Here is a 22,507-nt window from a genome sequence, read left to right on the forward strand (position 1 = left end):
GGGAGTAGCAGGATGATAAGTCTTAAGAATGTATCGGACAAACGCCGAAAATGGCTCAAGCGGAAGCGGCACATCCGGAAAAGAATTAATGGAACTGCCGTACTTCCCAGAATGTCGGTCTATCGCAGCAACAGGCATCTCTATGTCCAGGTAATTGATGACTTGGCGGGGAATACCATTGCTTCCGTTAGTACCATGGAATCTGCCTTTAAGGGGCTCAAACCTACGGTGGAAAATGGTGCCAAGATCGGACAGGAAATTGGTGAGCGTTTGAAGAAAAAGAAAATTGAGAAGGTTGTCTTCGACAGGAATGGTTACCTGTACCACGGAGTGGTGAAAAGTATTGCCGACGGTGCCCGCAAAGCCGGGATACAGTTCTAGGGGGAAACGGTGGAACGAGACAGAGATAATGAATATGTAGAAAAGCTGATCAAACTTAACCGCGTTGCCAAGGTGGTCAAGGGTGGTCGACGATTCTCGTTTTCGGCCCTTACTGTTGTCGGTGATCAGAAGGGACGAGTCGGATACGGCTTTGGAAAGGCTAATGACGTGGCCGAGGCTATTCGAAAAGGAATGGAAAAGGCCAAAAAGAATATGGTTACTGTTCCCATGAAGCGGACTACGCTTCCCCACGAGGTGGTTGGGCAGTATAAGAGCGCCAGCGTTCTTTTGAAACCGGCGGCTCCCGGTACCGGTGTTATTGCCGGTGGGCCGGTTCGTGCGGTGATGGATGCCTGTGGTATTCATGATATTCTCAGCAAATCTCTTGGGTCGAAGAATACCATGAACATCGTGAAGGCTGTCTTTGCGGGGTTTGATGAGATTATGGACGCCAAGAGCATTGCCAAGACTCGAGGAAAATCACTCAACGAGATGTGGGGTTGATGGTATGGCGAAAAAGAGTGAGCAAAAGGTGCGGGTAACCCTGAAAAGGAGCCTGATTGGAAGAAAACCGCAGCAGCGGCGGACTGTGAAGGCGCTTGGTCTGGGAAAGATCGGTAGCAGCGTCGAACATGTGCTTAATCCCTCCATTAAGGGGATGATTGATGCGGTCTCTCATTTAGTGAAGGTCGAGGAGTTGTAAAAGCCATGCAGAATCTCAGGGTTCCAGACGGAGCAAGAAAACGTAAGCAGATAGTAGGGCGCGGAAGCGGTAGTGGCCGCGGCGGTTACTCTGGACGCGGACGAAATGGACAAAATGCCCGGTCAGGTGGTGGTGTTCGCCTTGGTTTTGAAGGCGGGCAGATGCCCTTGTACCGCCGGATTGCCCGGCGCGGTTTTTCCAATGCGGATTTTCGCGAAGAGTATGAAACGATCAATATCTGCGATTTTGTAGGCCGCTTTGATGACGGCGATACCGTTACACTCGAAAGCCTTAAGGAAAAAAAGGTGCTGAAGCAGGGTGTAACCAAGGTAAAGGTCTTGGGAAACGGTGAGATCGACAAAAAATTGATGATTCAAGTTGATATGGTTTCTGCCGGAGCGAAGGCCAAAATTGAAAAAGCCGGTGGGAAGGTGACAGGAATAGAAGAAGGTAACGATGGCAAATAACGCCTTAATTGATGTTTTTCGGGTGAAGGACCTCAGGCAGCGGATCTTTTTTACAATCGGCATGCTTGTGGTCTTTCGTCTCGGAGCTACGATACCGATTCCCGGGATAAATCTAAACGCGTTAAAGCTTTATTTTATGTCCCAGCAGGGGAGTGGTGGGATAGGTATTACCGAGTATATCAACTTCTTTGCAGGTGGCGCTTTCAAAAACTTTTCCATTTTTATGCTTGGTATCATGCCCTACATCACGGCTCAGATTATCATGCAGCTCTTGGTGTTGGTATTCCCTTCTTTAAAACGTATCTCCGAGGAAGAGGGCGGACGGAAGAAGATCAACAGGTATACCCGTTATGGTACGATCCTTGTCTGTCTTATTCAGTCTTATGTGGTTACTCGATATGCCGATTCGATTCCGGACGCTATAACTATGCCGCGACTCCAGTACACCATTATTGCGATGTTGACGGTTACGACTGGTTCTGTATTCCTTATCTGGATTGGTGATCAAATTACTCAGAGGGGTGTCGGAAACGGTATTTCCCTGCTGATTTTTGCCGGTATCGTCGCCAGAATGCCTAATGCCCTCATCAATTTGTTCCGCAAGGTACAGGCCAAGGAATTGAATCCCGTTTTCGTAATCATCGTTGTGGCAATGTTTGTGGTTGTTGTTGCTCTTGTTGTATATGAACAACAGGGGCAGAGAAAGATTCCGGTTAATTATGCCAAGAGGGTAATCGGCAGGAAAATGTATGGTGCCCAGAGTACCTATATCCCTTTTAAGATTAACCCCTCAGGCGTTATTCCTGTTATTTTCGCCTCTTCGGTTATGACCTTTCCGTTGCAGATTGCACAGAGCCTCGGACCGGAAGTACGCTGGCTTGCACGCTTTTCATACTGGCTTCGGCCGCAGGGTGCCCCCTACATTATCATCTACACCCTGTTGATTATTTTCTTTGCGTACTTCTACACCCAGGTTACCTTAAATCCTGTGGAGATTGCAAAACAGATAAGGGAAAACGGCGGCTCGATTCCCGGGATTCGGTCTGAAAAGATGGAAGAGTATCTTTCGACTATCTTAAATCGGATTGTTCTTCCCGGAGCGATTTTCCTTGCCTTTATTGCGGTCATCCCCACACTCATTCAGGGCCTCTTTAACTTTCCGGCGGAAGTTGCTATGCTCATGGGTGGTACGTCGTTGCTGATCATGGTAGGTGTTGATCTTGACACTATGTCGCAGATTGAAGGTCACCTGAGAATGCATCATCATGATGGATTGGTAAAGAAGGGCAGAATCAAGTCCAGGAATCTATAAAGAGGATAAAGAGATGAAGGTGAGAGCAAGCGTTAAACCGATTTGCGATAAGTGCAAAGTGATTCGAAGAAACGGTGTTGTTCGCATTATTTGCGAAAATCCGAAACATAAACAGCGGCAGAGGTAGGAGGAAGCCCGGATGGCACGTATTGCTGGTATAGATTTACCGAACAAGGCGACCAAAATATCGCTGACCTATATTTATGGCATTGGTCGAAGTTCCGCCATGGAAATTTGTAAGAAAGCGGGTATCGACCCCGATTCCAAGATGAATGACCTTTCTGCGGAAGATGTTAATAAGCTCAGAACGCTAATCGACAGTGACTATACTGTGGAAGGTCGACTGAGGACTCAGATTGCCTTGAATATAAAAAGGCTTATGGATATTGGATGTTACCGTGGTCTTCGGCACAGAAGAGGACTTCCTGTTCGCGGGCAGCGGACAAAGACGAACGCCCGAACGCGAAAGGGTAAGAAGAAGACCGTCGCGAACAAGAAGAAGTAGTTCGGAGGAAATAGAACGTGGCGAAAGCAAGCGGAAAGAAAAGAACGAAGAAGACGGTATACGAAGGGAATGTATATATACAGGCCACCTTTAACAATACCATTGTGACCGTGACCGACCTCCAGGGAAATACCGTTTCCTGGGCCAGTGCAGGTGGTCTTGGTTTTCGCGGTGCAAAGAAGTCTACGCCCTATGCGGCCCAGACTACCGCTGAAACGGCTGCCAAGAAGGCCATGGATTACGGTTTGCGGGAAGTGAATGTCTTTGTGAAGGGTCCGGGAGTCGGCCGTGAGTCAGCTATCCGGTCTCTTGGAAATCTCGGCCTTTCGGTGCGAAGCATCCGGGACGTTACGCCGATCCCTCACAATGGTTGCCGACCGCGGAAAAGTAGAAGAGTGTAAAGAGGAAGAATAGCAATGGCCAGATATGTAGGACCACAGTGCAGACTTTGTCGGGCGGAAAAGACCAAGCTTTTTCTTAAGGGTGAGCGATGTCATACGGGCAAGTGTCCGATCGCAAAGAAAAAAAACCCTCCCGGAAAGGGACCAAGGTTTCGGGCTCGAAAGATGTCCGACTACGGTATCCAGCTTCGAGAGAAGCAGAAGTTGAGAAGAATGTATGGTCTTCTCGAGAAACAGTTCAAACTCACCTTTGTTGAGGCTGAACGGCTTAGAGGAAAGACCGGTGAGAATTTGATCATCCTTCTTGAACGACGGCTTGATAATGTGGTGTACCGTCTTCGGTTCGCCAACAGCAGAAAGCAGGCCCGGCAGTTGGTTTCCCATGGTCACATCCTTGTTAACGGCAAACGGGTAACAATCCCTTCATATGTTGTTCGTCAGGGTGATGAGATCGAAATTCGTGAAGCCAGTAAGAAGATGGTTGTCATCAAAGATGCCCTCAAGGAATACACGAAAAGCGGTGTGATGCCGTGGATCATGCTTGATCCGGATGCCATGAAAGGAAGTCTGAGTGCGATTCCCAGAAGGAATGATGTCACCGATCTTTCGGATGTGAACGAGCAGCTCATCGTTGAGCTCTATTCAAGATAGGAGTATCCATGGCGCGGAAGAATCTGTTAAAGGGATTCAAGAAACCTCGGGGAATCACTTTTGAACATAGTGAACTACAGTCCAACTATGGTAAATTCGTGGCCTACCCTTTCGAGCGGGGGTTCGGTACGACGGTCGGTAATACGCTTCGGAGAGTTTTGCTCTCTTCGATTCAGGGTTATGCCGTAAGTGCCGTTAAGATTACCTGTTATAACGAAGAGGGTACTCCGCACATGGTCTCGAGTGAATTTGAAATGGTTCCCGAGGTGGTTGAGGATACACCGGAAATTATTGCAAATCTTAAACAATTGCAAATTAAGTTGCCGGAAGAGGTCGAGCAGAAAACCCTTCTCATTGAGTGTAAGGGGCCGGGAGAAATTACGGGTGCCGACTTTGAAAAAGACAATGATGTTGAAATTATCAACAAGGATTGGAAAATCCTCACCATGATGGAGAAGGCCAATTTCGATCTGGAAGTCCAGATTGATCTCGGTCGGGGATATGTTCCCTCTGAAGTAAACGAGAAGTATATCGAAGAGATCGGCACGATTCCGATTGATGCGGTCTTCAGTCCTATAAAGCGTGTTACCTATGGGATCGAGAATACCAGGGTTGGACAGCGGAGCGATTACGATAAGCTGACGATGGAAATCTACACCGATGGCACGATTGCTCCCGAGGATGCTTTGGCTGAGGCTGCAAAGATTGCCAAGGATCACTTTACTATTTTCATCAATTTTGATGAGGATGCGATCGATGGTGATGATGATGTTGATGAAGAGGAAGAACGGGTAAGGGCCGTATTGGATACTCCTGTTGAGGAGCTGGAATTGTCGGTTCGTTCGTTCAACTGCCTGAAGAGCGCAAATATCCGGACCATCGGTGACCTGACCCGGAAGACCGAGGAAGAGATTGCAAAGACCAGAAACTTCGGTAAAAAAAGCCTTCAGGAGATAAAGGAAAAACTGAAGGAGTGGAACCTTAGTCTCGGAATGACCGATTACAGTGTTTTGAAGACTTCGACAAAACTCCCGATGAACAAGGAAGAAGAAGATGAAGCATAGAGTTGGATTTAACAGGCTGAGTCGAAGTGCTGCTCACCGCCTTTCTCTCCACAGGAATATGGCCACCTCTCTGTTCCGTTATGAGAGAATTACCACTACAAAGGCAAAAGCTCTCGCGGTTCGTCGAACAGCTGAGAAAATGATTACCCGGGCAAAGGTTGATTCGGTACATAATAGGCGTACTATCGCCAAGGACATCAAGGACAAAGAGATTCTTGCAAAGCTCTTTACCGAAATAGGTCCCCGTTTTGTAAGCCGACCCGGTGGTTATACGCGTATTCTCAAGTTGGGAAGACGCAAGGGTGATGCCGCCGAAATGGTGATCCTCGAATTGGTCGAAAAGAAGCAGGAAGAAAAGAAGCCTGCCAAGGCCAAGAAAGCGAAGGCTGTGAAAGAGGATAAGAAGGCAGAGGCCCCCAAGGCGGAAGCCGAGGCTGTTCCTGCTGAAGAGGAGAAAAAAGAAGCCGCACCTGCCGCTGAATAAGTTTTCCTATCGTATTTGTAAGGCCTTAGACGACCGTCTCTTCCTGGTGGAGAGACGGTTTTTTTTGTCTTCTTTTTCCGGTCGTCTCTGATAATGAGAATTGTGTTTCTATATGGCACTTTTTTTGACAAATATCTCAAATGGGTGTTTAATATAGTATACAACAATTTCATTTCAGGAGGTTTCCATGGATGCTGTTTTAATTATGATAGTAGCCTTTGTCGGCTATATCATAGCCTACCGGTTGTATGGTGAGTTTGTCGGAAAAAAGATCTTCCAACTGACGAATCAGAACAAAACACCGGCTGTAGAGTTCACGGATGGTGTCGATTATGTTCCGACAAAACGAGGAATTATATTTGGTCACCACTTTACTTCCATTGCCGGAACCGGACCGATTGTAGGACCTGCTATCGGTGTCATATGGGGATGGCTGCCGGCGCTCATTTGGGTACTCGTGGGTTCTATTGTTATGGGAGCGGTACAGGACTTCAGTGTTCTGGTTATGTCGCTCAGGAACCAGGGAAAGTCTATATCCGAAGTCGCAGCGGGATATATCAGTAAAAGAATTCGTGTAGCCTTTTTCCTGATTGTCTTTATCGAGCTGTGGTTATTTCTGGCTATATTGGGCATGATTATCGCCGTCATTTTTCATATGTACCCTGAGGCGGTTTTCCCGGTATGGATGGAGATACCCATTGCTATAATCCTGGGGTGGGCAATTTACAAGCGCAATGCACATGTCAACCGAGCAACCGTTTTAGCTGTTGTCGCTATGTATATTACCGTTGTTTTAGGCCATGTCATTCCCCTCGACATGCCTACCATCGGCGGGATGCCGGCAACGGGCGTGTGGACCATCATACTTTTCATTTACTGCTTTATTGCATCGACACTTCCGGTTACCACCTTGCTCCAGCCTCGAGACTATATCAATGCTTGGGAGCTCTTTATTGCGATGGGGCTGGTTGTCATCGGTGTCATTGCCGCTTCTTTTAACGGTCTGAAGATTGTTGCTCCTGCTGTCCAGGCCGCTCCTGAGGGAGCTCCGTCTCTCTGGCCCTTCCTCTTTATTACCATAGCCTGCGGTGCAATATCCGGTTTTCACTCGGTGGTTGCTTCGGGAACGACGGCAAAGCAGGTCGCACAGGAAGAGGATGCACAGTTTATCGGATATGGATCCATGCTGATGGAAGGGGCACTTGCGGTCCTCGTCATCATCGCTACTGCCGCCGGTATCGGCCTTGCGGCGCGTGGAGAAACCGGGGCGGTTACCGGTCTTGCAAAGTGGACCCAGCATTATGCATCCTGGAGTGCTGCTGCAGGGTTGGGTGCCAAGGTCGGAGCTTTCGTCGAGGGGGCTGCCAATATGATAAGCTACCTAGGCATTCCCAAATACCTCGGTTTGATCATCATGGGCGTTTTTGTTGCCTCTTTTGCAGGAACCTCTATGGATACCACAACAAGACTCCAGCGTTATGTTATTCAGGAATTATTGGGGGCCAACCGTGTAGGTGCTGCCGAGAAAAAAAGTTTTTTCACCAACAAATACGGAGCAACCATTCTCGCGTTGCTCACCGCGGGAATTTTGGCCTTCTCGACTGGAGCCGACGGAAAGGGAGCCATGACGCTTTGGCCTCTTTTTGGCGCTAACAACCAGACCCTTGCCGCTCTGGCCCTTTTTACCGCTTCGGTCTATCTCAAGAAGAGGGGTGGGAAAAAGTATTTGGTCACCCTGCTCCCTGGCATTTTTATGCTCGTTCTGACCTTCTGGGCCTTGATTGAGAACGAGATGAGTTATATTGCCGGTACAAAGGTGCTCCTGGGAATTATCAATCTGGCTATTATTCTTATCGTGATTTTTGTAGCTTTTGAAAGTCTAAAGAAGCTCTTCAGTAAAGAAGATATGCAGGCGGCTCAGGCATAATGGACTTTGCCGGGCGATGTGAGCGTTTCATCGCCCGGCCTTTTTCTTGAAGGATGATACTGAATGCTTGAAACATTACTTCATAGAATCCGCCTTCAGGCGTATCTGATGATGGTTCTGTTTTCCCTTGGTTTGGTGGTGATCTGGTTTATGCGTTATCTGGGGTGGGCCTTTCCCACCGAACCGACCCGTGTTTTATCTATGGTTGGTCTATTGGGGAGCACGACAGGCGCTGTTGCTCTTCCCATTCTTGTTAGGATGGCTTTTTATCGGAAAAGTGCACGTCAGGGTGGGCTCCGACTGTCTGAATTTTTTCGTATGGAGAGGTACCTCGTTCTGTGTGTTTTCTTGGGGGCTCTTTTCACGCTCTTTGCTTATCTTGTTCCTGTGTATCGATACCATCTATATCTTTCGGTCTTGGTTACGATATACGGGATCTATTCGGTTTTTCCTGCCAATAAAACATATAAAAAGGATATTGCTGCTTTTAGGGTAAAATGTGATGAAACATAATCGTTTGTGGCTATCTATTCGTGCTTTTTTTCGTGGATTTCAGCAGGCCATGCTTTACAAAGCAACGGCACAAATCGAGTATGAAATTTCCGAGATGGAAAATTCCTTTACGCTTATGCTTTTTGGAAATTTCATCGGCTTACCCGGGCCCTCAATGCCCTTAACCTTGGAGTTACTACCGGATATGGGCGGGGAGTTGGAACATATGCTCCTTCGGGCGAGTCAGACGGGAAACGGTTTGAGTGAGCTTGCAAGTATCATGGGGGAGCCGTGATGCCGCGATATCATATTTTCGTGGGAAAGGGCGGTGTCGGGAAGTCAACCTGTTCTTGCCTGGAGGCTCTGAGATTGGCTTCTTCGCAGCGTAAAACGCTGCTTGACTCCATGGATCCTGCCCATAATCTCCATGATATTTTTCGGACGGAACTGGGGGCAAAGGGGAAGAAAATTCTGCCGACGCTTACCGTTCGAGAATCAGATACGAGCCAGAAGGGGCGTGAGTATATGGCGGAAATTCGTGGAGAGTTGAAGAATCTCTACCACTATCAGCAAGCCTTGAACATCGACAAATATTTTAACTTGTTGAAATTTGCTCCTGGTATGGAAGAGTACGCCGCACTTTTGATTCTTCAGCGATGTTTTGATGAGCGTCGCTACGATGAGCTTGTTATCGATACTCCCCCAACGGCGCTCACCATGAAGATGCTGGCTTTGCCGGGGGTAAATCTTCACTGGATTCACCATTTAAAAGCGATGAGGGAAGAGATACTTCTAAAGAAAAATCGTGTAGCCGAAATACATAGCGAATCTTCCATCGATCGAGACCATGATCCGATCTTTTCTCGCCTGGTGCGTATGCAAAAGCGTTACGATACGCTTTTGTCGTTGCTATGTGATCAGGAGCAAACCGAAATCGTACTTGTCCTTAATGAAGACGAATTGAGCTTTTCGGAAAGCCTTCTGATTAAACGCCAATTGGCGGGGTTTGGAATGGAAATCGGCCGAATCATCGTCAATAAATACACTGGTAGGGGTGATTGGACCGGGCGTGTCGCTGAAGCGTTTCCCAACGTGACTATCTTGCAGAATCCGCTTGCTGATGGGCCTCTTACCGGCATAACCGTGTTGAACGAACATCTTTCGAAGTTGGCTTAGTGTTTCGAATCCTGGTGATTTTATTTTCCTGTTTTCCAATGCCGCAGCAGAGGTGGGAAGTTCACGTGCGCAGCTTGCCCAGAATCTTCTTTCGGACATAGCTGTCTTCGTCCTGCGCTTCAGGCACTCGTTGATAGCATCGAGGCGCAATCCCTGGGGACCAGGATAAATATGTCGGTTTTTCCTCTATACGTACTACCGGGTTTCGTAAAAAACAAAATGAACAATTGTTAAAATTTTATTGACGATTGTTATTTACGCCTCGGAATGCCCATGGTATCCTAAACATAGAACAATAAAAATAGAATGTGAGGTAAAATTTTGGGGAAAAACACGATAGCTTGTATTCTTTCCGGCTCTATTCTATTGGCTATAGTTGTTGTGCGTTTACTTCACGCCGGTATAGCGGATCCGATTTTATGTATCCTGACGGCTTTACTTTTTGTAGTCGTCCTCTATGGCTGGGGAACCTCTTTTATTGCCAACAGACGGCTTGTCCGATATGGCGTGCAGGCCGCCCGTTCTATTCGTAGTCAAGGAATTGCTCCTTTTGAGAGAGCAGTTTGGGAAATCGCCAGAGGAAATCTTTGTGCCCATGTGGATCTCTCTACTCTTGATGTGACCCCTCCCCCTGGTGCCCTCTACCGATCACTATATTCGGCATTTTCAGCATCTTCGGATGCAATTGACCGGGCAATGCTCGGTATTGCTTCTCTAACTGCCGAGCCTGTGCGGCGAATTTGTTTTACCGGTATCGACGACTATCTACACGGCCAACTGATGGGACAGATCGTGGGGGCGCGTCTTGGAGGAGAAGGCGAGATAGCGATTATTGCTGTCAATGAAGAAACCAACTATTCGGTCCTCCGGGAACGTGGCTTTGTAAATGCACTTCACAATGATTTTTCGAAGATACGAGTTGTTCGGACTGTCTACACAAGCCGTGATCCAAAGCGTGCAAGAGAGGGGATAAGAAATCTGTTGCAGGATTTTCCGCATCTTGTGGCAGTTTACCAGCTTGAGGAAGCCTCTACCCTGGACAGCCTTGATGAACTTCGGCGTCTGAAATCTCCGGGAAAGATATCATTTTTCGGACACGGAAAACGAGAGGGCTTTTCCAATTTTTTCCATTCGGGGTACCTAACCACGACGATTACTCAGAGTCCCTATCTGCAGGGGTATAATCCCCTTGTCTATCTTTTCAATTCGATGGTTTCTTCTTGGAAACCTGAGCATCCTAAGATGCTTATCACGCCGAAGGTCATTACCAAAGACAACTTTCGAGAACAGCTGGGACATAGCACAGAAAGTGAAGGCCTTGCCGTGCTTTCGGAAGAGAATCCCTCCAGGGGGCTGAAGCTGGCCTTTCTGATACCGAAAAATGAGGATTTTTGGCCTCCCGTCTATAAAGGGGCTCATGATGCACGACGGATTCTGGCGGTCAAAAATTGTGAAGTCGATATCATACTACCTCCCAAAGGGAAGGATCACTACGATGTCGATGCCTGGAGGGGCATGATAGAAAGACTTATTGCAGATACGTACGATGGCTTTGCCATTCCTCTTTTCAGCGATCGTTTGATCCCTGTCATAAACAAGGCCGTGGACAAGGGGCTTCTGGTCGTTACCTATAATCAGGAACCTTTCAGCCTTAGAGGAATGATACTTGAAGTAGAAGAAAAGGCCGACCGTGTGGCAAAGATAGGAGAAAAGTTGCGACGTGGGGCGAGTGATTCGGAATCGGCAACTGTCGACATTCAGGATGCCCTTTCTTCAGTACAGAAGGTTTTGGATTCTCAGCAACAAGAGGTGGAACAAGCACGGCTTGCAATGGATAATCTTTCCTCACTTGTCGGTATAGCTGCCAGAGAAACTCACTCGGCAGGAAGTCGCGCCGAACAGGTTGCCGCCGCCGCTGTCGGAGGACGAGCGGCTATTATGGCGACTAAGAAGGCCGGCGATCGCTTGACCTCTTCTACAAGAGCAACACAAAAGCTTATCAACGACCTTGCAAAACGTTCGCGTGAGATAAGGACGATCATCGGCGCCATAGAAGATATTGCGGCCCAGACCCATTTACTTGCAATGAACGCCTCGATTGAGGCTGCACGAGCCGGAGAGGCCGGTGCCGGGTTTTCCGTTGTGGCGCATGAGATTCGTACCCTGTCGGAAGGTTCAAGTAGTGCTACGGAAAAGATTACCGCTTTGTTGGAAGAGGTCTTGAATTCGGTGGAAAGTGCCGAAACACATGCTGATGAGGGTGTCGAGGTTGTCCGTTCCAGTAATGAACAGGTATCAGCGGCGGAGAATCATCTTTCCGAGATAAATGAAGCGGCCTCTGTGAACCGCACAAAGATGGAAGAGGTCTTGAATGCTCTTTCCGAAATGGAGACCTCGGCACAGAGCGTTGCTACCACTATTCAATCGGTAATGGAAATCCACCACCGAAACAGCGGCCAGTTCGATCGCGTACGTCTTTCAAGCGATAAACTGAGCAAACAGATTGTTGCGGTGGCACGGCGTGCAGAGGAGCTGTCGACTCTTGCAAATTCCGAAAAAGAATTGGTCTGCTCCTTTGAACTTGAGGAGAGCAATAAAAAAAAGGCATAAAAAAAGGCATGATCACCTTTCGGCGGCCATGCCTACTATAAAAGCGGCTAGCTATTTCCAGTACTTTTCCATACGCTTGACAAGGTCTTTTCGGTATGCATCCCAATCAGTTATGGGCTTGCGTGCGACTTTCTCTTCACATGCCGCCTTTGCAACAGCGACCGCTTCGTACTCGATGACTCGGGGATCGAAGGGCTTGGGAACGATATAGTTCTGGCCAAAGGAGAATTCCTTGCCACCGTATGCCCGCTTTACAATTTCGGGTACGGGCTGTTTTGCAAGTTCGGCAAGGGCTTTACTGGCAGCCATTTTCATGCCTTCGGTTATACCAGTCGCGCGGACATCAAGCGCACCCCGAAAGATAAAGGGAAAACCGAGGACGTTGTTTATCTGATTGGGATAATCGCTTCGACCGGTGGCCATGATAAGATCTTTTCGTACGGACACGGCTGTGGGATAGTCGATTTCGGGATTCGGATTGCTCATTGCAAAGACCACAGGCTGTGATGCCATACTTGCGAGCATCTCCGGTGATACACAGTCGGCAACGGAGAGCCCCATGAAAACATCGGCACCCTTCATGGCTTCGGCAAGGGTTCGTGCCGTGGTCGAGGAGGCAAATTCCTCTTTCTGAGGTGTCATCCTCTCTGTTCGACCCTTGAAGATAACACCCTTGGAATCGCACATAATGACATTTTCTTTTTTGCCTCCTGCGGCAACGAACATTCGTGCACAGCTGATTCCTGCAGCCCCCGCTCCGTTATAGACGATTTTCATCTCCGAAAGCTTTTTTCCCGTAATTTCCGCCGCATTGATCAGACCTGCGGTGGCTATGATAGCCGTACCGTGCTGATCGTCGTGGAAGATGGGAATATTTGTTTCAGCCTTCAATCTGTTCTCGATCTCGAAACATTCCGGCGCCTTGATATCTTCGAGGTTCACCCCGCCGAAGGTAGGCTCCAGCATCTTAACAACCTCGATAAGCTTTTCCGGATCATGAGTATCCACTTCGATATCGAAAACATCGACATCGGCAAACCTTTTAAAGAGGACACCTTTTCCCTCCATAACCGGCTTGCTTGCAAGGGCTCCCCGATCTCCAAGACCGAGAATAGCGGTACCGTTGCTGATGACCGCTACAAGGTTTCCCCTGTTGGTATATTCGTATGCGGTTTCTGGGTCCTGCTCAATTTCCAGAACCGGCTTGGCAACCCCCGGCGTATAGGCAAGGGACAGATCCTCTGCGGTCTGACACGGCTTTGTCGGGACCACCTCGAGTTTCCCCGGTTTCCCGTCAAGTTTGTGGTAGGCCAGGGCCTTCTCTTTTAATTCATCCATCTCATTAATCTCCTATCGTTGTTCGTTCGCTTCTTGCTATCTTGCTGCTCTCGGGACCGTGACACTGCCGTCAAGCAGAAAGAGAATTGTGGCATCCCTGCCTTTTGTTTTAAGGGCCTCGTCAATGGCAGCTTGCAGATCGTGCTCCGGGATGATGAAAAAAGAGCTTAACAGTTCATCCGGAAGCTGGGTATAGGCATGGACCTCTCCCCGAAGAAACACCTCCGCCATCTTTCCCGCTTTGTGATACCCAAGTTTGTACTCTTTTTGAATTGTTTTGAGTACCCCCTCGGGCGTATCAGAGGAAGAGAGAAGGCGTGCAAAGGCCTCCTCTCCGATTCCGTCACGGCAGCTTGCGACAAGGATCATCATCCCGCCGTCCTTCATAGCCAGTTTGCCGTTGTCGATTGCCTTCTGTGCCTGGTAGAGGTCTATATCCATTGGGTATTTGGCGACGCTTACCACGATATCCGCCCGACTGGGGATATCCGCCACAAAAATTTCATCGGCCTTGTCGATGGCCTGATAAAAGGACGCATTAATATCGCCGGCGGTTACCGCATAGATGTTGTGGCTTTTGTCCAGAACCGTCATGATCGCAAAGATCTCTTTTTTTACCACGGAGAGTGCATCGATCATGTCCTCGTGCACCGGGTTCCCTTCGAGATTGAGCGCCTTTGCTCCGGGGTGTAAGGCATGACGATGGTTCTGTTCGATGGTGTGGTAACTGGCTATTCCGGGAAGAAATCCCTTTCGTCCACCTGTATAGCCTGCGAAGTAGTGGGGTTCCACCGATCCTATAACGATAATGCTGTCGGCATCGACACCCATCTTGTTTACGTACATTTCGGTACCGGCCCTGCTGGTCCCGAGGTAGACCATCTCATCTTTTCGTGCATCATGGGCATGGATTTTGTTCCGGTAGCGTTCGAACAGTTCATCTCCGAATATCTGCCGATACTCCTCTTCCGTGGGGCCTCTATGGACTCCCGTTGCAATGATGAAGGAAGGATCAACCTTCGCCAGTGCCGGGGCGATGGCGGAGAGAACCGCACGTGTGGGGGTCGGGCGAGTCTGATCGTTGACAATGACCAGTAAGTTCTTCGCTCCGGCTATAAAGGCTTCGAATGGCTTGCTCTCCACAGGGGAGGCAATGGCTGCATTCACGATACTTGCAGTATCCCCCTTGGCCCGAAGGTCATTCGGTTCGACTACTGCAAGGACATTTTTATCCGGAACAGTGACGGAAATGGTATCCTTCAAATAGGGAAGTGCTACTTCCATTTCTTCCCGGCCTTTTCCATGGCGGCAATGAGCGGCAACTTTTTGCCTGAAAGGAAGCGAACCATTGCTCCGCCGGCGGTGCAAACATAACTGTAATCGCTCATATTGGTAAAGCGGGCCGCAGCGTTTACGCTGTCTCCACCCCCCACTACCGTGTAGCCGGGTGCCGATGCTATTGCCTGCCAAACCCTTTGGGTCCCTTTTGCAAATTTATCATCTTCGAATACCCCGGCAGGGCCGTTGACGAAGACAGTGCCTGCCGCTTTAATTTCCGCCTCAAAGCGCTCTATCGTTTTTGTTCCAATGTCGAGGAACAGTGCTTCTTTCGGTAACGCTTCGATGCTTAGCTCCTGCCTTTTGCCGTTTTCTTCGTAGGCAAGGTCGTCGGGGGCGATGATTCTTCCCGGATACTCTTTCAAATATTTGGCCGCAGGCTCGATGAAAACATCCAGACCCTTGTCTGCAAGGAATTTGTCGGTGGCTTTTCCAAGCCTTCTGCCGGAAGCGATGAGCATCACCTCACCGGTAACACCACAGGCAAGGATTTTATCTGCTGTACCCGATGAAAGAACCTGTTCCATCATCCCGAAGGCGTCTGATATCTTTGCTCCGCCGAGAACGAAGACCGAAGGATGTTCGGGACTTTTCATTACCTTGGTCAGCGCGGAGACCTCTTTAAAGAAAAGCGGTCCTGCGGCGGAAGGAAGAAGCTCCTGAAAGGCAACCATGCTTGGGGCGTTTCTGTGTGCTGCAGCAAAAGCGTCGTTAATATAGAGGTCGAATAAGGGGACAAGAGAGCGAACCAAATAGGTATCCAGCATCTCCTCTGCCTTCAGTTTTACCGCATTCTCAAAGGTTGATATCTCTTCGCAGAGGTAGCGTAGGTTGCCGAGGAGGATGGCCTCGCCTTCGGCAAGTTCCTTTACCTTCTTCTGGGCCGCCGGGCCGCAGACATCATCGATATAGCCGACTGGCCGTCCGAGACCGTCACTCAGCTTTTGAGCATGTTCTTCCAGTGGGATCAGGTTTTGATAATCGAGGGTATCACCCTGGTGCGCGATCATTGCGAGTTTTGCCCCATGATCAAGGAGCCAGGAAATGGTCGGCAGACTTTTCTGTATGCGGTTTTCGTTTACGATTCTCTTTGTTTTCGGATCGATGGGGCTGTTGATATCCACGCGTAAAAGCACCCGTTTGCCTTTGACGTCGAATGCCTCCATCGGCTTAAATCCAAGACTTACTTCAGCCATGGTACGACTCCTAAAATGGGGCCCTGCCGGGCCCCTTCATGTAAAACGGTACGGCAAAAAAGCCGATCCTCTCCCTTTAACCCCTGGCCTTCATTCCGAGATATTCGTTGGTCTTTGCTACACCTTCGTCCCGGCTTGTCTGCATCTTCAACGCGGCACGGATTGCATCCATATTTTCGGGGATAACAACCGCTTCCTGAGGAATGTTGATGGCGAACATAATATCGTCACCGCTGTTTACAATAGTCTCTTCCCACACAGCAATCTCGTACATATCACCGCGGGGATGGCCCAAGTCCCTGGCGTATTTAAAGAGGCTTGCATTTCCAAGGAAGCCATCCGCCAGACGTACCACACGGATACGGGGATGTGCCTTGAAGATTTCGAGGAGCTCCTCTTTGTGCATCTTCTTCTTGGTAGTTACCACGGGGGTGATGATATGTCCGTGGGTCACCGGGGTATGGATGAGAATTCCTGTTGCATCGACATGGGGCATGATGGTCATAAGGTCGAGGGCCTGATGGTTCGGCGCTTCTGCTACCTGCAGGGCATTTGTCAATCCCCTATGATAGTCACCTGGGTCCGCAACCCTTCGGATGATGGTAATGGCCGTTTTAACAACACCGACGGCCCTGTCGATGGCGTCGATGGCCCTGATGAGCCCTGTTGTGTTGCAGCTGGTGAGCTTGAGGTAGTCAGCCCCAATACCCTTTTCGTAGTTCGCATAGCCGTGGAAAAAGACATCTGCAACATTGTTTTTTTCTCCACCCTGGAATACCGCCTTGGTGTTGTATTTTTGGTAGATCTCTTTGTTCTTTGCTCCGACACCGGCATTGGTGGCATCCAGCATGATATCCACTTCCTGGACAAGTTCTTCGAGGGTTCCGCTAACCGGAATTCCCACATCATCCAGAAGGTTTCTCTTTTCCGGTACCGCCGTAAAAAGTTTATAGGGCATTCCTTTTTCCGCAAGGGCCCTAACGGGAAGGGTGGGGGCAACGTCGGCGACCCCGACCAGCTCCATATCTTTCTGCCGTGCAACTCCGTCGGCCAATCTCTGGCCAATAACTCCGTATCCGGCTACTCCAACCTTAACCATGTGTAATCCTCCTATTAATCTCAATAATTTGCCTGTTTGTCTGATATTATAACTTTATTTTTCGTAGATGGCAACTCATTTCGCCTGACCATGGGGAATTCTCGCGCTGCCGCTGCCAGTCTCCGGCTCAGGGCAGTTGTAAGGGGACCCTACTGTTCGGAATCCTGGTGGTATGCATGCCCTTTTGCCGGTAAAATCCTTGCTTTTATGTCGGTGCTTACTTTTTTCGATCGTTCGACTTTCAATTGACTGCGGGAAAAAGAATTGTGTCGCTTTCATCACCAGGATTCGGAACAGTAATTTAATTTTATCGATTGGCCTTCTCCTCCTGAGCTTCCGTACCTGGCTCGTTGTGCATGTTTAATGCGAAAACACGATACGAAGTGACTGAGAAAAAGGGATGAAAAATTTCAATAGTTTTTCTTGTCAATTAAATATTCATGTTGTATACTACACGAAGCCAATGGGGATACAAAAGGTCTTAAAGACTTGATTTGACTTCATAAGTTCTTGAGGAACTCCGGCCGTATGAGGATCACAGGATAATTAACAGGCAATCCCGTGAGTCGTTTTTCAATAAATAAGGAGGAAATTATGTCAAGTTCTACGAGCCTGAGTGAGATCCTTGCGGAAAGGGGAGGCGGCAATCACTTGCGCTATGCGTGCATGACTATCGCGCAAATCGGGCAGCCCCGGACTATTTGACGATTTCTGCGGGATGAGCGCTCATCCCGGTTGAGCGAAATGCTTCACCGCCAGGCATTAACATGAAAGGATAATTTCCTGAAGTGTATAGGCGGGGGATAGACGGCCTATGCGGCGTCCTAAATGCGCCCATACCGGACACGAGCCCTAAGGAGGGTACCATGTTCGGTAATCAGATAAATCAGAAGAAAGGCAGAGACGAAAAACTATGGACATGATAGTGATTTTATTGGGCCTTGCGATGTTGCTTGTGCTCACGCTTAAAAAGGTTCCGGTTGTGTATGCAGCCGCGGTTAGCGTTATTTTTATCGCGGTATTCAGTGGATTGCCCGTCGTTAAAACCGTCACGGGTGATTATATGGCAGGCTTTGCTGGCTTCGTTAAGGCCGCATGGCTCATGTTGCTGTTGGGAGCGCTCCTCTCAACGCTCATGGATGTTACGGGCGCTGCCAGCTCGATAGCGGCGTTTATCCTTAATAAATTCGGCGTCAAGCGCGCTATTCCGGCTATCGTCATCGCCGGTGGTCTGCTTACGTTCGGTGGTGTTTCCTCGTTCGTTTCGTGCTTCGCTTTGTATCCCATAACGTTGGCAGTTTTCAGGAAGGCGAACCTGCCGCGGTACCTGATTCCCGCCACGATAGGTGCGGGAATTTTTACCTGGGTGACCATGCTTCCCGGTAACCCCCAGATCCAGAACATTATTCCTTCCAGTTATTTGCCCACGAACGCCATGGCAGCTCCTGTTATCGGTACGGTATGCGGTTTATTCACGCTGGTCTTGATTATCGTGTACCTAACCATCGAAGCGAATCGCGCGAACAAAAAAGGCCTCGGATTTGAGATAGACGAAGAAACGAAAAATGTGCTGATGAAAGCCGATGAAATGGAAAAAAGCGGAAAATTGCCGAACGTTATTCTCTCAATTCTCCCGATCATTGCTATCGCTGTGGTGCTGAATGTCTTTCACATGGATATCTCTGTTGCGTTATTGTCGGGCATCGTGCTGTGCGTCATCCTGTTTTTCAAGAATATCACCGGGGTCAGAAAGATACTTAACGTTTCAGTGGATAGCGCGGCACGGACGATCATAAACGCCTCGGCCATAGTCGCCATAGGGGCTGTTATAAAGGTCGCTCCCGGCTTTAATAAAATTGTTGACCTCATCCTCAATTTCAGTCATTCGGGTGGAAACCCGCTCATTATCTTCGGTGGAGCAACCACACTTCTGTGCGGTTTGAACGCATCCGGTATGGGCGGCCTGTCGACGACCCTGTCGGTTTTAGCTGAACCCTTCATGGCTATGGGCGTTAACCCGGATATTATGCACCGAATCGGTGTTATTGCTTCCGTCGGCCTGGATAGCTTGCCGCATAGTGGAGGAATCGTCGCGGTGCTCGCGATTTCCGGCGTTTCATACAAGGACGGATATAAGCACCTATTCATAACCACGGTCGTCATTACGTTGCTCACGCTCGTATTGGCGTTGATCATGGGAAATATTATGTATCCCATCGCAGGGTAGGTGTTCGTTTCTGAAGCACATTCATGTTAAGGAGAAAACAATGGGTAAATACGAAAAACAACCGGTAAAGTCGTTCAAGGATTTAGTGGTGAACGAGCAGATTTTTGCGCCGTGTGTATGGGATTGCCGTTCAGCAAGGGCTGCTGAGTTGTCCGGATTTAAGGCCCTCATGTTGAGTGGCGGACAGCTGGCAGAAAGCGTGGCAGGACTCCCGGATATCGGTCTGATCACCGCCGACGATGTAGTTCAGTCGACCGAACGTATCTGCAACTATTCTTCGCTTCCGCTTATCGTGGACGCGGACGACGGATTTGGCGATACCCCGCTGACGACCTACCGCCTTATCAAGCGCCTAATCAACGCTGGAGCTAAGGGCTGCACCCTCGATGATACCACGGGAATAAGGGGATGGAATCGTTGGGGCTTTGCCATGATGAACGGCTATAAAGATGGCGACATCAAACATGAAGTCGTTTCGAAGGAGAAGTGGTTAGCAAAGATCGCCGCAAGCCTCGAAGCTGCGAAGGAAGCGGATTTCCTTGTGATCGCACGAACGGAATGCAAGTTGCAATATGGACTTGATGAGGCGATCAGCCGGTGCAAGGCCGCAGAAGCCATGGCCGAGGAAATGGGTGTCGATATCATGACACTCATCATCGGCCTTAAGACTATCGAAGAAGCCAAAGTGGTGAATGAAGAAGTCAAGGGCTGGAAGATGTGGCCCGATGTCATGAGCAAAAACGGGAAGCCCGATGTGGATCTCAGGGATGTGGAGCCTTACGGTTTTAACTTCGTTACCTGTCATTTCCTGGAAAAGGCCTCGATGTTCGGTATGTACGATTATGGAAAGCACGTGGTTGTGGACCGAAACACCGTCTATGCGGATGACCACGACATGGGCGGAATGCCTGCAGAAGACATGCCGAAATGGGTGGATATGGGGCTCAACTATTGGATCGGAATTGAGGAAGAATTTAACGATACGGCCAAAAAATTCACCAACTAATTGATGATCCTCAATAGGAAGTCATAACGCGCTTGGAAACCGGACTGACCCACAATGTAAACCGTTTCGGTTGGGTGGGAAAACGGCCGCTAACGGGATTGAACCATTTCCGAGCGCGGTAAACTTGGGTCTTGAGCTTCAAGGCCGGAAAGGATCGCAGTACATTAGGAGACAATGGAATACCTGAGCTTTTATGTTGATATATTGATGACGCATGTTGTATACTTTCCTCACTCGTAGTCTGGAGTCGAGAGGAGGCTGTAAATGGAAAATCGAGACCTAAAGACTGTTGCATACGAGATTTTGAGAAAAAAGCTCATCAATTGTGAATACGCCCCGGGGAGTATCCTCAACGAGGCCCAAATTTGTAACGAACTAGGCCTGAGTAGGACGCCGATACGGGAGGCCTTGAATCGTATAGCGAACGAGGGGTTTGTGCGTATACTGCCCAAAAAGGGCATTTTTGTCACGGAGATATCGCTCAACGATGTTATGCAAATATTCCAGGCCAGGCTCGAAATCGAGCCGGTCGCGGTTAGGATGGCCGGAATGGCTCTCCCGGAGAAAGAACTTCTCAGTTTCAGAGAGGCGTTTTCAGGGGAAGATCCTGACGTTCAAGTCGGATACCGACTGGACACGGCCATGCATCTTTTCATTATCGAATACTGCGGTAATCGATTCATTATCGATATGATGAGGAAACTGTTCGACGAGAACACGCGAGTGATTATCTCGAGTAAGCAGAATCAGTGTAAGATCCATGATGCACGCCTGGAACATCTTGAGATCATAGACCTGCTTCTTTCTCGTGACATCGAAAAGGCCGCTCAGGCGATGGCAAGCCACATCGAAAGTTGTAAAAAGGCAGCCCTCGATTATTTTTATACCATGCAGCCTTTCTCCGTAAAACCGAGTGGTAATTACAAGAAGGATTTCTTCTCCTAATCCGGAATATCGGTAAAGCACTATGCCGAGCGAACATTACGTGAAGGCTAGTGCTTTTTTATATTATCAGTTGTATACTACAGTAATATTAAATAGAATACTAAAGTATATAATAAAGGGCGATTTACTAACTCACCGCATAACAGAAATCGTCACACCCGACCGTAATGCGGCCATACAACGAGGAGAATACCGAAATGAAGAAGATCGTATCTTTATTTGGAGAAGAATCAGACGTCTTTACGTCCCTAAACGAGAAAGCCCGGGCCTATGCGGCGTCGCTCAGTCTGGAATACGTATGGACACCCATGATCCCCTTCCAGGAGAGCGCTGCCATTGAGGCCCTTAAGGACGCCGATGCAGGTATCATCGACATTGATCCTTATGGAGAATCCATTTTTAAGGAGATAGCTGACCGTACAAAGTTACTCGTCCGCTTCGGTGTAGGCTTTGATAAGGTAGATTTGGCAGCCGCGTCCCGCTTCGGTATAGCTGTTTGCCGTACGGCTGGTGCCAACACGCTGGGGGTCGCAGAGATGGCTTTGACGCTTATCCTGACAACGCGGCGCATGATTGCCACCAACCAAAAGTGCGTAGCCAGCGGACAGTGGACGAAAAACGTCGCCCATGAGACCATCGGCAGCACCCTAGGTATAGTCGGTTTCGGAGCCATTGGACAAGCCGTCGCCGATCTCCTCAAGGGGTTCAATTGCAAGATCCTGGCTTACGACCCCTATCTCAACGAGGCGGCTATGAGAGCCAAGGGGGTCAAACCGACAACCCTTGAGGAGCTATTCACTACTGCTGACGCGATTTCTCTCCACCTGCCCTATACTACGGAGACCCACAACCTCATCGGTCGAAAGTTGCTCGAACGTATGAAACCCTCGTCCATCATAGTCAACACGTCCCGTGGAAACATCATCGACGAGGAAGCCCTGTACGAAGTGTTGGCCAGTAACAAGATAGCCGGAGCCGGGCTGGACGTATTCGGCGTGGAGCCACTCCCTCTTTCTTCACCTCTCCTCAGTCTCGAAAACATCGTTATGACCCCGCATGTGTCCAGTCAAACCCATGAGTCACTATGGCGCATCTACGAGCTTGCCATAGACATCGCATCGGACTTCTTCGCCGGAAGAGAGCCGAAACATCTGCTCAATCCGGAATATCGCGCGCGATAGGAGA

24 protein-coding genes are annotated in these 22,507 nt (G+C 49.0%); 20 read left to right on the top strand and 4 right to left on the bottom strand.

The features are described 5' to 3' along the window. The first annotated feature begins 12 nt into the window (after nucleotides 1-12). From rplR to SPIRS_RS04980, 16 genes are all read left to right on the top strand, one after another. Complete coding sequence (gene rplR, locus SPIRS_RS04910; RefSeq protein WP_013253569.1) at nucleotides 13-381, top strand: 50S ribosomal protein L18; 369 nt, start codon at nucleotides 13-15, stop codon at nucleotides 379-381. Between the two features lie 9 nt (nucleotides 382-390). Further along, on the top strand, nucleotides 391-885 hold the full coding sequence (gene rpsE, locus SPIRS_RS04915; protein ID WP_013253570.1) for a 30S ribosomal protein S5: 495 nt from the start codon (nucleotides 391-393) through the stop codon (nucleotides 883-885). Between the two features lie 4 nt (nucleotides 886-889). Continuing rightward, on the top strand, nucleotides 890-1,084 hold the full coding sequence (rpmD, locus tag SPIRS_RS04920) for a 50S ribosomal protein L30 (protein WP_013253571.1): 195 nt from the start codon (nucleotides 890-892) through the stop codon (nucleotides 1,082-1,084). Nucleotides 1,085-1,089: 5 nt separating this feature from the next. Further along, on the top strand, nucleotides 1,090-1,551 hold the full coding sequence (gene rplO / locus SPIRS_RS04925) for a 50S ribosomal protein L15 (protein ID WP_013253572.1): 462 nt from the start codon (nucleotides 1,090-1,092) through the stop codon (nucleotides 1,549-1,551). Beyond that, on the top strand, nucleotides 1,541-2,863 hold the full coding sequence (gene secY / locus SPIRS_RS04930; RefSeq protein WP_013253573.1) for a preprotein translocase subunit SecY: 1,323 nt from the start codon (nucleotides 1,541-1,543) through the stop codon (nucleotides 2,861-2,863). Before rplO ends, secY begins: the two co-directional genes overlap by 11 nt. A 13-nt stretch (nucleotides 2,864-2,876) precedes the next feature. Beyond that, the gene (gene rpmJ, locus SPIRS_RS22095) at nucleotides 2,877-2,990 is read left to right on the top strand and encodes a 50S ribosomal protein L36 (protein ID WP_013253574.1); all 114 of its coding nucleotides are present in this window, start codon (nucleotides 2,877-2,879) and stop codon (nucleotides 2,988-2,990) included. Between the two features lie 12 nt (nucleotides 2,991-3,002). Continuing rightward, nucleotides 3,003-3,368, top strand: coding sequence for a 30S ribosomal protein S13 (gene rpsM / locus SPIRS_RS04935; RefSeq protein ID WP_013253575.1), 366 nt, complete (start codon nucleotides 3,003-3,005; stop codon nucleotides 3,366-3,368). A gap of 17 nt (nucleotides 3,369-3,385) precedes the next feature. Further along, nucleotides 3,386-3,769, top strand: coding sequence for a 30S ribosomal protein S11 (rpsK, locus tag SPIRS_RS04940; RefSeq protein WP_013253576.1), 384 nt, complete (start codon nucleotides 3,386-3,388; stop codon nucleotides 3,767-3,769). Nucleotides 3,770-3,784: 15 nt separating this feature from the next. Further along, complete coding sequence (rpsD, locus tag SPIRS_RS04945) at nucleotides 3,785-4,420, top strand: 30S ribosomal protein S4 (protein ID WP_013253577.1); 636 nt, start codon at nucleotides 3,785-3,787, stop codon at nucleotides 4,418-4,420. An 8-nt stretch (nucleotides 4,421-4,428) separates the two neighbouring features. Continuing rightward, nucleotides 4,429-5,484: a DNA-directed RNA polymerase subunit alpha gene (locus tag SPIRS_RS04950; protein ID WP_013253578.1), complete on the top strand. Its 1,056-nt coding sequence runs from the start codon at nucleotides 4,429-4,431 to the stop codon at nucleotides 5,482-5,484. Next, nucleotides 5,474-5,968 (top strand): 50S ribosomal protein L17, encoded by a 495-nt coding sequence (gene rplQ / locus SPIRS_RS04955; RefSeq protein WP_013253579.1) that lies wholly within the window; start codon nucleotides 5,474-5,476, stop codon nucleotides 5,966-5,968. The genes SPIRS_RS04950 and rplQ overlap by 11 nt, the downstream gene beginning before the upstream one ends. Nucleotides 5,969-6,155: 187 nt before the next feature. After that, nucleotides 6,156-7,895: a carbon starvation CstA family protein gene (locus tag SPIRS_RS04960; protein ID WP_013253580.1), complete on the top strand. Its 1,740-nt coding sequence runs from the start codon at nucleotides 6,156-6,158 to the stop codon at nucleotides 7,893-7,895. A gap of 63 nt (nucleotides 7,896-7,958) precedes the next feature. After that, complete coding sequence (locus SPIRS_RS04965) at nucleotides 7,959-8,408, top strand: hypothetical protein (RefSeq protein ID WP_013253581.1); 450 nt, start codon at nucleotides 7,959-7,961, stop codon at nucleotides 8,406-8,408. Continuing rightward, a complete protein-coding gene (locus SPIRS_RS04970; protein WP_013253582.1) occupies nucleotides 8,398-8,682 on the top strand; it encodes a hypothetical protein in 285 nt (94 codons plus the stop codon). Before SPIRS_RS04965 ends, SPIRS_RS04970 begins: the two co-directional genes overlap by 11 nt. Then, a complete protein-coding gene (locus tag SPIRS_RS04975; RefSeq protein WP_013253583.1) occupies nucleotides 8,682-9,563 on the top strand; it encodes an ArsA family ATPase in 882 nt (293 codons plus the stop codon). The genes SPIRS_RS04970 and SPIRS_RS04975 overlap by 1 nt, the downstream gene beginning before the upstream one ends. Nucleotides 9,564-9,884: 321 nt before the next feature. Next, complete coding sequence (locus SPIRS_RS04980) at nucleotides 9,885-12,173, top strand: methyl-accepting chemotaxis protein (protein ID WP_013253584.1); 2,289 nt, start codon at nucleotides 9,885-9,887, stop codon at nucleotides 12,171-12,173. 51 nt (nucleotides 12,174-12,224) lie between these two features. Here SPIRS_RS04980 and SPIRS_RS04985 read toward each other — a convergent pair whose 3' ends face one another. The 4 genes from SPIRS_RS04985 to SPIRS_RS05000 all read right to left on the bottom strand — a co-directional run bounded on the left by SPIRS_RS04985 (nucleotide 12,225) and on the right by SPIRS_RS05000 (nucleotide 17,144). Continuing rightward, entirely contained in the window at nucleotides 12,225-13,511 is a 1,287-nt protein-coding gene (locus SPIRS_RS04985; protein ID WP_013253585.1) for a malic enzyme-like NAD(P)-binding protein, read from the bottom strand. 36 nt (nucleotides 13,512-13,547) lie between these two features. Next, nucleotides 13,548-14,795 (bottom strand): lactate racemase domain-containing protein, encoded by a 1,248-nt coding sequence (locus SPIRS_RS04990; protein ID WP_013253586.1) that lies wholly within the window; start codon nucleotides 14,793-14,795, stop codon nucleotides 13,548-13,550. Then, nucleotides 14,786-16,045 (bottom strand): phosphoglycerate kinase, encoded by a 1,260-nt coding sequence (locus SPIRS_RS04995; RefSeq protein WP_013253587.1) that lies wholly within the window; start codon nucleotides 16,043-16,045, stop codon nucleotides 14,786-14,788. Before SPIRS_RS04995 ends, SPIRS_RS04990 begins: the two co-directional genes overlap by 10 nt. A gap of 76 nt (nucleotides 16,046-16,121) precedes the next feature. Then, nucleotides 16,122-17,144, bottom strand: coding sequence for a type II glyceraldehyde-3-phosphate dehydrogenase (locus SPIRS_RS05000; protein ID WP_013253588.1), 1,023 nt, complete (start codon nucleotides 17,142-17,144; stop codon nucleotides 16,122-16,124). A 913-nt stretch (nucleotides 17,145-18,057) separates the two neighbouring features. On the opposite strand from SPIRS_RS05000, the gene SPIRS_RS05005 reads away from it, so the two are divergent. The 4 genes from SPIRS_RS05005 to SPIRS_RS05020 all read left to right on the top strand — a co-directional run bounded on the left by SPIRS_RS05005 (nucleotide 18,058) and on the right by SPIRS_RS05020 (nucleotide 22,503). Then, nucleotides 18,058-19,371, top strand: coding sequence for a GntP family permease (locus SPIRS_RS05005; RefSeq protein WP_013253589.1), 1,314 nt, complete (start codon nucleotides 18,058-18,060; stop codon nucleotides 19,369-19,371). A 40-nt stretch (nucleotides 19,372-19,411) separates the two neighbouring features. Continuing rightward, nucleotides 19,412-20,377, top strand: coding sequence for an isocitrate lyase/PEP mutase family protein (locus tag SPIRS_RS05010; protein WP_013253590.1), 966 nt, complete (start codon nucleotides 19,412-19,414; stop codon nucleotides 20,375-20,377). Between the two features lie 264 nt (nucleotides 20,378-20,641). Further along, the gene (locus SPIRS_RS05015) at nucleotides 20,642-21,322 is read left to right on the top strand and encodes a GntR family transcriptional regulator (RefSeq protein WP_013253591.1); all 681 of its coding nucleotides are present in this window, start codon (nucleotides 20,642-20,644) and stop codon (nucleotides 21,320-21,322) included. 197 nt (nucleotides 21,323-21,519) lie between these two features. Next, on the top strand, nucleotides 21,520-22,503 hold the full coding sequence (locus tag SPIRS_RS05020; protein WP_013253592.1) for an NAD(P)-dependent oxidoreductase: 984 nt from the start codon (nucleotides 21,520-21,522) through the stop codon (nucleotides 22,501-22,503). The last annotated feature ends 4 nt before the right edge of the window (nucleotides 22,504-22,507 follow it).

It is taken from the genome of Sediminispirochaeta smaragdinae DSM 11293 (assembly GCF_000143985.1).
In the GTDB taxonomy this organism is placed as follows: Bacteria; Spirochaetota; Spirochaetia; order DSM-16054; family Sediminispirochaetaceae; genus Sediminispirochaeta; species Sediminispirochaeta smaragdinae.